This window comes from Simiduia sp., from assembly GCF_058345725.1.
Genome location: NZ_JBTUOC010000101.1, coordinates 1 through 8948, shown reverse-complemented (window position 1 = coordinate 8948; position 8948 = coordinate 1). Strand labels below are relative to the sequence as shown.

The window sequence follows — 8948 nt, the reverse complement described above, 5'->3', positions numbered from 1 at the left end:
TGGTGTTCCCCACAAAAAGTAGACACTCCAATTATGCAGCAATCGCTGCCCTCTCCTCAAACTCAACAGGGCTAACCCCGTCGTTTGCAGAATGCCTTCTCTTGCGGTTATAAAATATTTCAATGTAGCTAAATATACCTGAACGTGCGGCCTCTATCGACTGGTAGTTCTTGGCGTAGATCAGCTCTACCTTTAACCGAGCGTAAAATGACTCCATCACCGCATTGTCCCAGCAGTTACCTTTTCGGCTCATGCTACGCTTTATACCGTGTCGCTCAAGGTACCCTACATACTCGTTCGATCGGTATTGGGTTCCACGGTCAGAATGAACGATAAGGCCTGGGCTTACACCTCGGGCATCAATCGCCATTTGCATCGCCTCGGTAATCAACTCTACTGTCATACTCTCATCGAAGCTCCAGCCAATGATTTTGCGGGAGTAAAGATCCATTACCGTTGCCAAGTACAACCATTGATTTTCAACCCAGATATAGGTGATATCCGTTACCCACTTCTGATTCGGTCTCTCTGTAGTGAAGTCGCGCCACAGCAGGTTATCTGCGACGTTATGCATCGTCAAAGCATGCCCGCCATAATTGAAAGCCTTCCCGTTACGGGCGACTATCCGCTGCTCCTGCATGATTCTGGCAATATAGTTGACCGAACACTTATACCCTTGCTCGTTAAGCTCCCGTGCGATTCTGGGGGCGCCATAAGCGGCCTCAAACTCTTCGTAGGTATCTCTAACCAAGGTAGTGATCTGGTCTCGCCGCTGCTCTCTCGGGCTAGATGGACAATTCCTCCAGCGATAAAAGCCTGATGGGTGGACATCCAACACTCGACACATCAATCGTATATCATATTGATCGGCATGCTGTTCTATCAGCTCGTACTTCACTCTTGGCCTTTCGCGAAGTACGCAGAAACCTTTTTTAAGAATTCCATCTCCTCTCGTAGACGCTTATTTTCGCGTTTCAACTTACGGAGCTCCTCGCTCTCCTGCTTGGAATAGTCCACACCATCAACCGTATTAAATTGCTTGTCTGACAAGCGAGTGAACTGGCGCTTCCAGTTTGAGATCTGCTGAGCACTGATCCCCAACTCTTTGGCCACCTGAGCCTGGGTAACGCCCGGCTGCTCAGAGCGCTTTACCGCTTCTTTTCGAAACTCTTCGGTGTAATGCTGGTGTTTTTTGCGTGTCATTCGACACCTCCATATCAGTCAAATATAACTATACAGGGTGTCTACTTTTCGTGGGTAACTTGGCATACCTAGGGCAATTCTCCTTGCCGCAATCCATCGTCCAGCGCTGCGCGCACCGGTGGTGCGGCTGCGTCTCTAAATTAAACGAAGCGCTTCGGGCCTGGTGCTGCTCCCAGCGCGCTTAGCTGCCCATAGGGACCCCCGTACCCCGCGCACAATCGTGTACACAAATCTCGCACGCCAGGCGCGCGCAGTGGCGCAATAAAATTTGCCCCCAATCCCCTTATAAACGGAATTATTATTCGGCATTAACCGAAGAATAATTCGCAAAAAAGTCTCATAAATCATTGGTTTACACGCTTTGCGTAATGGCGATAGAATCCGCCGCCCGCGCGCGCCGCAGGTATCCTTCAGCGAAAAAGGGCTTTGGCACCATGGCAACATTTAATACGCCTTATTACCAAATTGATGAGGCAGCGCTGCTTAAAAATATGGAAAAAATGGCATTTGTTGCACAGCATTCTGGCGCAAAATGCCTGCTGGCGTTGAAGTGTTTTGCTACCTGGCCGGTTTTTGAACTGATGCAGGGCTATATGGCGGGCACTACCTCCTCCAGCTTGTACGAAGTGAAGCTGGGCCGGCAGAAATTTCCCGGTGAAACGCACGCCTACAGTGTTGCCTGGGCAGACCACGAAATGGCCGAGGTGTTGGCGCATTCCGATAAAATTATTTTTAACTCCCTGGCTCAACTCGCGCGCTTTGAAACCCAGTCGCGGGGCCATGTGCGCGGCTTGCGGGTCAACCCGCGCGTGAGTAGTTCCGACTACCTATTGGCCGATCCGGCGCGACCTTTCAGTCGTCTGGGGGAAAGTGATCCCCAAAAAATCGCTGCCGTCATCGATCAAATATCTGGCTTCATGTTTCACAACAACTGTGAAAATAGTGATCTCGCGCTTTTCTCTCGCATGCTAGACCAAATTGAGCACACCTATGGCGAGTTATTACATCAGGTGGAATGGGTAAGTTTAGGTGGCGGCATTCATTTTACGGGCGAAGATTATCCCTTGGCGGAATTTTGTACGCGCCTGAAAGCTTTCGCTGATACCTTTAATGTGCAGGTGTATTTAGAGCCAGGTGAAGCCTCTATTACCCAGTGCGCCACCCTGGAGGTGACAGTGCTGGATGTCATTCACAACGAAAAAGATATCGCCATCGTCGACAGCTCTATAGAAGCGCACATGCTGGACCTGCTGATTTATCGGTTGCCGGCCAAGCTGGTAAGCACGGGGCCACACAGCTATATGGTGTGCGGTAAATCCTGCTTGGCAGGCGATATCTTTGGCGAGTTTCAGTTTGAGCAACCCCTGCGCGTGGGCGACAGACTTAGCGTGCAGGATGTGGCGGGCTATACCATGGTCAAGAAAAACTGGTTTAACGGTCTGACCATGCCGCACATAGTGGTGAAACGGTTGTCGGGCGATTTTGAGCAGGTGCAATCCTATGGCTTTGACGACTATGTGGCGAGCTTTGGCAATCAATAAGCAGTAAGCGCGGCATTACCGCGAGAGGAGTTGATAATGACGAAGAGAAACGTGCTCATAGTGGGTGCTGGTGGTGTCGCTAAAGTGGTGGCGCACAAGTGTGCGCAATACAACGAAATACTAGGCGATATTCATATTGCGTCGCGCAATGTGGCGAAATGTCACGCCATTATTGAAAGTATCGAGCGCAAAGGCAGCTTGAATACGCCTGGCGTTTTACAGGCCCACGCGGTGGATGCACTGAATATCGATGCCCTGGTTGCGCTGATTCAGTCCACGGGTGTGTCCATGGTGTTAAATCTGGGTTCGAGCTTTGTCAATCAAAGCGTGCTCAAAGCGTGTATTGAAGCGGGCGTGGCCTATTTGGATACCGCAATTCACGAAGATCCCGACAAAATCTGCGAAACCCCGCCCTGGTATGCAAACTACGAGTGGAAGCACAAGCAGGCCTGCGCCGAGAAAGGCGTGACGGCCATCTTAGGTGCTGGCTTTGATCCAGGCGTGGTGAACGCCTATGCCGCACTCGCCTGTGCAGACTATTTTGACCGCGTTGACGCAATCGATATCCTCGACGTAAATGCCGGTAGCCACGGCAAATACTTTGCCACCAATTTTGATCCGGAAATCAATTTTCGCGAATTTACCGGGCAGGTGTGGACTTGGCAAAATCGGCAGTGGACCGCCAATCAGATGTTTGAGAAAAAGCTCACGCGGGATTTTCCTGTGGTTGGCGAGCAGTCGCTCTACCTGACTGGGCACGACGAAATTCACTCCTTAAGCCAGAATCTGGATGTGCCCAATGTACGCTTCTGGATGGGTTTCGGCGAACACTACATCAATGTATTTACGGTGCTAAAAAACCTCGGCTTGTTGTCGGAAAAGCCTGTGGTCACCGCCGAGGGTCAATCGGTTGTGCCCTTGAAGGTTGTGAAAGCTGTACTGCCGGACCCCGCGTCGCTGGCGCCGGCCTACACCGGCAAAACCTGCATCGGCGATCTAATCAAAGGCGTTAAAGACGGTGTTGAAAAAGAAGTGTTTATTTACAACATATGCGACCACGCCGAAAATTACGCCGAGGTGGAAAGTCAGGCCATTTCCTATACAGCCGGTGTACCGGCGGTAGCCGCCGCCCTATTGATTGCCGATGGCACCTGGGACGTGTCGACCATGGTCAATGTGGAAGAGCTGCCGCCCAAGCCGTTCCTTGCCAAGCTAAGTGAGCTGGGGTTAACCACCTTCATTCAGGACGAGCAGGGCGAGCGTCAACTTTTTTGATTGCTGAGCCAGCAGGTTTGATAGGGGGGCAGCGACAGTGTCTCGGCCTCCGTGTCTATTTGGGTGTCCCCGATTAGATCCCACCATTGATCGGTGCACACTAAATTAACTGCCGAAAGCGGTATCTGCACGGTTTGATTATCCAGGTTGCTAATACAGAAAATATTCTGTTGGCGGTCTTGGCTTTGACGCCAGAAGGCGAATACCGTGTCACCCAAGTGCAAGGTAAATTGCGTGGCATTGGGGTGAAAAGCCGCCTGCAAAGCGCGAATCCCAATCAGCCGTTGTAACTCTTCAAAAACCCGGCAGTGTTGGCTGTTTGAATCTGACAACAAGTTCTCCAGCTCTGTTATTTGCCATTGTTTTCGATTGATGGCGCGGTTGTGCCCACTGTGGGCCATGCGCGCGTAATCGTTACCTGTGGCCAGCAAACTGTGAATGTAAAAGGCCGGCACACCTTCGAGTCCCAACATGATGGCATGGGCACAGATAAACCGTTCAAAATTAAAGTTGTCTGGGCCGGCCACCGTACCTTTGAGGGCGTCGTAAAGTGCAATGTTGGCCTCGTAGGCTCGGGTTTCGCCATTGTCCAGGGCGCGGCGGGAAATACGTCCGCCAAAGGCTTCCAGAGTTTGCGTGAGTTGATTGATCTCTGCATCCGTTAGCAGTCCTTCAACGGGACGCAAACCAATCCCGTCGTGGCTGGCGATAAAATTAAAATAAGTTGTGCCGTTGCGCGCTGGCGGCATGGTCATCATCCAGCGCTTGAGATGGCTGCTGTTGCCCGTCAGCAATGCGTGCACTAACAGCGGTGGTAGCGAAAAGTTATAGATCCAGTGGGCTTCGTTATTGTTGCCAAAGTACGTGAGGTTTTCTTGGTTGGGGATATTGGTTTCAGTAATGATGATGGCGTCGGGTGCGGCCTGTTCGATCAGCGCGCGCAGTAAGCGCACCACTTCGTGTGTTTCCGGCAAGTTTATGCAAGAGGTTCCAGGGACTTTCCATAAAAAAGCGATAGCATCGAGCCGAAATATGCGTACCCCCATATCCAGGTACTGGCGCACAATGCGCACAAACTGCAATAGCACCTCAGGATTTCTGAAGTCTAGGTCTACCTGATCTGGACTGAACGTGCACCATACGTAGCGCACACCCTGTGCCGTTTCGACGGCTTGCAGCAAATCGTTGGTTCTGGGGCGCACCACCTGCCGCACATCGGCCTGGGGGCTGGCGGTAAAAAAGTAGTCTTTGCCAGGTCCTTGTTGTTTCACAAAATTGTCAAACCATAGGCTGCGCGCCGAACAGTGATTAATAACTAGGTCCGCCATTAGCCGGTAATTTTGCGCAATAGCCTGTATATCCGGCCAGTCGCCCAGCGCCGGATTAATGGTTGAATAGTCCATTACCGAAAAACCGTCGTCTGAACTGTATGGGCAAAACGGCAAAATGTGGACACTGTTAATTACACCGGCAAGGCGAGTGTCGAGAAACTTTTTTAAGCATGCCAGGGGTTTTTCGGTGGGCGCTAAGAGGGTGTCGCCATAGGTAATGACAATGGTATCGGATTGATTCCACCGATTTGCGTAGGGGTCGATGTCGCGCGGCTCCTCAATATGCATGGCCCGGATAAGTTGCTGGCACCAGTGCAGAATATCCAAATTGGGTTGTACCTGCTGATAAATACGCTGTAGGTGATCGGCCAGACGTTGTTGCAGGTGTGCAGTTGCATCCATACCAAGACCTCCTATGAAAAACGTTTATTGTCTTCTTCGACTGCGTCTTTTAAGCGCGTTAATACATCGGGCATGGCGCTGATGACGCGATTCCAGCTGGGAATAAAGGGCGCTTCCATGGGATTGTCTAGAAATGATTCTCCGGCCTTCATGATGTTCTTGGCAAACAGTTCAACCGCTTTTTCCTCGTTGTGGATGTCGAGTTTAAGGCCGTTCATGATGGCGTCATTGTGAAAGGTTTCAATGAGATCCAGCGCCATTCGATAATAGGTGGCCTTAATGGAGCGAAAGGTTTCCGTATTGAATGTTTTTCCCTGGGTGGCGAGTTTTCTAAACAGTGCCTTAGAGATATCGATGGACATTTTTGATAGCCCGCCTTGATCGTTATTGGCCGAGAGATTTTGATGCTTGTGATCGTAAGTGTCGGCAATATCCACCTGGCACAGGCGGTTGGTGGAATTGTTGCGGTACATTTCCGAGAGCACACCAATTTCGAGCCCCCAATCGCTGGGAATGCGAATGTCGTTCAGTACATCGCGCCGAAACGAAAACTCGCCGGCCAAGGCGTAGCGAAAGGTGTCCATGTACTGCAGGTAATCCATCTCGCCGAATATTTTTTTCAGCGAGCGCACCAGGGGTGTTACCAGCAGGCGCGATACGCGCCCATTTAGTTTGCCCTCGGCAACTCGTGCGTAGTAGCCCTTGCAAAACATGTAATTGAATTGCGGGTTTGCCACAGGATAAATCAGGCGCGCGAGTAGCTCGCGCGAATAGGTCAGAATGTCACAGTCGTGCAGCGCGATGGACTGGGAGCGATTCGTGGCCAGACTGTAGCCAATGCAGTACCAAACGTTACGGCCTTTGCCGGGCTGTGAGGGCGCGAGCCCCATGCGCAGTAGTTCGCTGTCCAGTGCGCGCAGTGCCGGGCCATCATTCCACAAGACGCGATGGTGCTGCGGCAATTCGCTAAAAAATTGAATGGCCGCTCGGTATTGTTCCTCTGTGGCGCGATCGAGGCCAATCACAATTTCCGACAGGTAGGGCACCTGGGTGAGTTCCTTGACAATATTGGGCAGCGCGGGCCCTTCCAGTTCGGAATACAGCGACGGCAATATCAAGCCAAGCGGGCGCTGCTTGGAAAAGGCAAGTAACTCGTCGTCCAATTCTTCGACGGGGCGGCGGGTGAGATTGTGTAGTGTGGTAATGATGCCGTTTTGATAAAAGTCGGCCATGTGACTGCTCCAATATTCGCGAGGTTGCTTTCGCTGTTGCAATATCGCGGCCAACCTGCGGGAGTCTAGTCAGGATGACAATGAATTCAAAATGCTGTCGATGCCTTGAGCCCAGCCTGCGGGCCCGTGTTGCGGGCTGATGTGCACGTGCGGTTGGTTGCGCAGTACCGGCGCGGGATTTACCGGCGAGGTGACAATCAGCGCATAGTCTGCAGCCTCCAGCATGGGGACATCGTTAGCGCCGTCGCCGGCGGCAATTGTGCGCATAGTACTTCCGCTGGTGCGAGTGTAGGCCCGGTGTAACCAGCGCAACGCCTTGCCCTTGTCGCTATCGCCGACAATGTGCAAAAAACGACCGCCTTCCTGCACATTTGCACCAAGCTGGTGCATGTGAGCAATGAATGCCTGCTTGCTGTCGGTATCACCGAGCCAGAGTAGCGGTTCGGAAAACTCGCGCTGGTTAGCAAGTTTGGCGTCGGCCAGGCTTAAGCCGGTGATTTGTGCAATGCCGGCATCGCCCATTTGCTGAAAACTGCAAAATAAACCGTGAAAGGATTTTGTAGATTCGCGCAGCAGTGTTTGCCAATAGCGCCTGGGCTGGCTGAGGCCAAAGCGCCAGTAGCCTTTTTGCAAGCAGGGATTGCCCAAAGTCTTGAGTGTACTTTCATTGGCGAAATGCAATGGCAGGTACACCCCGGCGCCATTTTCGGTAATAAAGGGCGCGTGGTTGTTTAACTGCTCCCGCAGTGGCAGCAGCTCTGCAAAGGTTTTACTGGTGTTGCAGATCAATGGAATGCGCAGCGCTTTCAACTGCCGAAGCATTGGCATCGCCGGTGCGTAGTTATAGGTGTAGTGATCGAGCAGTGTGCCGTCTAAATCGGTAAACAGCAGGTATTCGGGGGCGCTGGGTTCAGGGGGCGTTGATGTGTTCGCGGATAATGTGTCGATGGTAGTCGAGCTCATAAAGAAAGTTCGCCTTGGCAGGAAGAGTGGCTAGCAAGTGCTCTGTTATCCGTTGATAGTGTTGGACAAAGCGTTCGGTTTGCGCGTAGTCCATCAAGCCTTGCAGTGCTTGGCCATCTTGGATGGGTTTGTCAGGCTGTATATGCAACTTCTCAGCCAGCTTCTGTTCCTGTTGCCACCGCCACTGCAGTACCGCGTCAAACGCGGGCGCTTTAAGCATGAGCCAGCACTGCACTTGTGCAAACCAGGTCTGATAGTCGCCGGCAAGTGCGCGATTGGCGGCTGCTCGCCAAACCCCCTGTGCGTCTTCGGTGGCCTCGAGCGTATTGACGGGCCGCGCCAGTGCCGATAGCGGTTCCGGCGCGGCGCCGAGACACCAGCCCTCGAGCAAAATGATGTCAACTTTACCCTCAATACGCGGCCACTGGTGCTCGGGCGCGCGGTCGTCCCTGGCCTTATCAAATTGCGGCAGGCGCACAGGGCGACCGGCCAGCAGCGCCGCCAGGGTGTGCAGCGCGAGCGCCACATCGTGGGTGCCGGGCACGCCGCGGGTGGCCAGCAAAGGGTGGATATCTAAGGCCAGCTGCAAGCGATGTTGGCGCGTGTGGTAAAAGTCATCCATCGACAGGCATACGGCGTGCAGGCCGTGCTCCACTGCCAGTGCCACTTGCAGGTAGGCCGCCAGCGTGGATTTGCCCGACCCCTGGCAGCCGTTGATACCCAGCACGCGCAACCCCGGTTGCTGACTCAGCGACTTGAGCACCGGTTTAAAATGGCGTCGAGCCCAGCTTAGGTATTCTGCTGGCAGTCGATGTTGGGTAAGAAAGTTGTGGTAGCTGTGTTGCATTGGCGCCTCGCGGTTGCTATCGAATTCTGAAGCGAATTAATGCAAATATAACGCCGATGCGTTGTCAGTCCGCCATCAGTCCGCGTGAGCTCGGTGCCGGCACCGAGCGCACGCGGCGTTGTCGGCGAGGCGGTGGCCATGTCTTCAAAGCGAT

The 8948-nt window shown here is 52.9% G+C and carries 8 protein-coding genes; 2 read left to right on the top strand and 6 right to left on the bottom strand.

What is annotated here, in order from left to right; all coding sequences use genetic code 11:
* Positions 1-31: 31 nt before the first annotated feature.
* Both ACW8F6_RS18310 and ACW8F6_RS18305 read right to left on the bottom strand, forming a co-directional pair.
* Complete coding sequence (locus ACW8F6_RS18310; protein WP_491577335.1) at positions 32-898, bottom strand: IS3 family transposase; 867 nt, start codon at positions 896-898, stop codon at positions 32-34.
* Positions 895-1203, bottom strand: a complete 309-nt coding sequence (locus ACW8F6_RS18305) for a transposase (protein ID WP_491577334.1) — start codon at positions 1201-1203, stop codon at positions 895-897. The genes ACW8F6_RS18310 and ACW8F6_RS18305 overlap by 4 nt, the downstream gene beginning before the upstream one ends.
* A gap of 434 nt (positions 1204-1637) precedes the next feature.
* Between ACW8F6_RS18305 and ACW8F6_RS18300 the strand changes: the two genes are divergently transcribed.
* Both ACW8F6_RS18300 and ACW8F6_RS18295 read left to right on the top strand, forming a co-directional pair.
* On the top strand, positions 1638-2744 hold the full coding sequence (locus ACW8F6_RS18300) for a carboxynorspermidine decarboxylase (protein ID WP_491577333.1): 1107 nt from the start codon (positions 1638-1640) through the stop codon (positions 2742-2744).
* A gap of 36 nt (positions 2745-2780) precedes the next feature.
* The gene (locus ACW8F6_RS18295; RefSeq protein ID WP_491577332.1) at positions 2781-4019 is read left to right on the top strand and encodes a saccharopine dehydrogenase family protein; all 1239 of its coding nucleotides are present in this window, start codon (positions 2781-2783) and stop codon (positions 4017-4019) included.
* On the opposite strand, the gene ACW8F6_RS18290 is transcribed toward ACW8F6_RS18295, so the two are convergent.
* The 4 genes from ACW8F6_RS18290 to ACW8F6_RS18275 all read right to left on the bottom strand — a co-directional run bounded on the left by ACW8F6_RS18290 (position 4007) and on the right by ACW8F6_RS18275 (position 8794).
* Entirely contained in the window at positions 4007-5752 is a 1746-nt protein-coding gene (locus ACW8F6_RS18290; RefSeq protein ID WP_491577331.1) for a sugar phosphorylase, read from the bottom strand. The genes ACW8F6_RS18295 and ACW8F6_RS18290 overlap by 13 nt on opposite strands.
* Before the next feature lie 11 nt (positions 5753-5763).
* A complete protein-coding gene (locus ACW8F6_RS18285) occupies positions 5764-6984 on the bottom strand; it encodes a glycosyltransferase family protein (RefSeq protein WP_491577330.1) in 1221 nt (406 codons plus the stop codon).
* Between the two features lie 69 nt (positions 6985-7053).
* A complete protein-coding gene (locus ACW8F6_RS18280; RefSeq protein ID WP_491577329.1) occupies positions 7054-7947 on the bottom strand; it encodes an HAD-IIB family hydrolase in 894 nt (297 codons plus the stop codon).
* Positions 7895-8794, bottom strand: coding sequence for a kinase (locus ACW8F6_RS18275; protein WP_491577328.1), 900 nt, complete (start codon positions 8792-8794; stop codon positions 7895-7897). The genes ACW8F6_RS18280 and ACW8F6_RS18275 overlap by 53 nt, the downstream gene beginning before the upstream one ends.
* Positions 8795-8948 lie beyond the last annotated feature (154 nt).

Coding starts and splice junctions, on each gene's coding strand:
- ACW8F6_RS18275 (WP_491577328.1), bottom strand. CDS start 8,794: ATGCAACACAGCTACCACAACTTTCTTACCCAACATCGACTGCCAGCA.
- ACW8F6_RS18280 (WP_491577329.1), bottom strand. CDS start 7,947: ATGAGCTCGACTACCATCGACACATTATCCGCGAACACATCAACGCCC.
- ACW8F6_RS18285 (WP_491577330.1), bottom strand. CDS start 6,984: ATGGCCGACTTTTATCAAAACGGCATCATTACCACACTACACAATCTC.
- ACW8F6_RS18300 (WP_491577333.1), top strand. CDS start 1,638: ATGGCAACATTTAATACGCCTTATTACCAAATTGATGAGGCAGCGCTG.
- ACW8F6_RS18305 (WP_491577334.1), bottom strand. CDS start 1,203: ATGACACGCAAAAAACACCAGCATTACACCGAAGAGTTTCGAAAAGAA.
- ACW8F6_RS18290 (WP_491577331.1), bottom strand. CDS start 5,752: ATGGATGCAACTGCACACCTGCAACAACGTCTGGCCGATCACCTACAG.
- ACW8F6_RS18295 (WP_491577332.1), top strand. CDS start 2,781: ATGACGAAGAGAAACGTGCTCATAGTGGGTGCTGGTGGTGTCGCTAAA.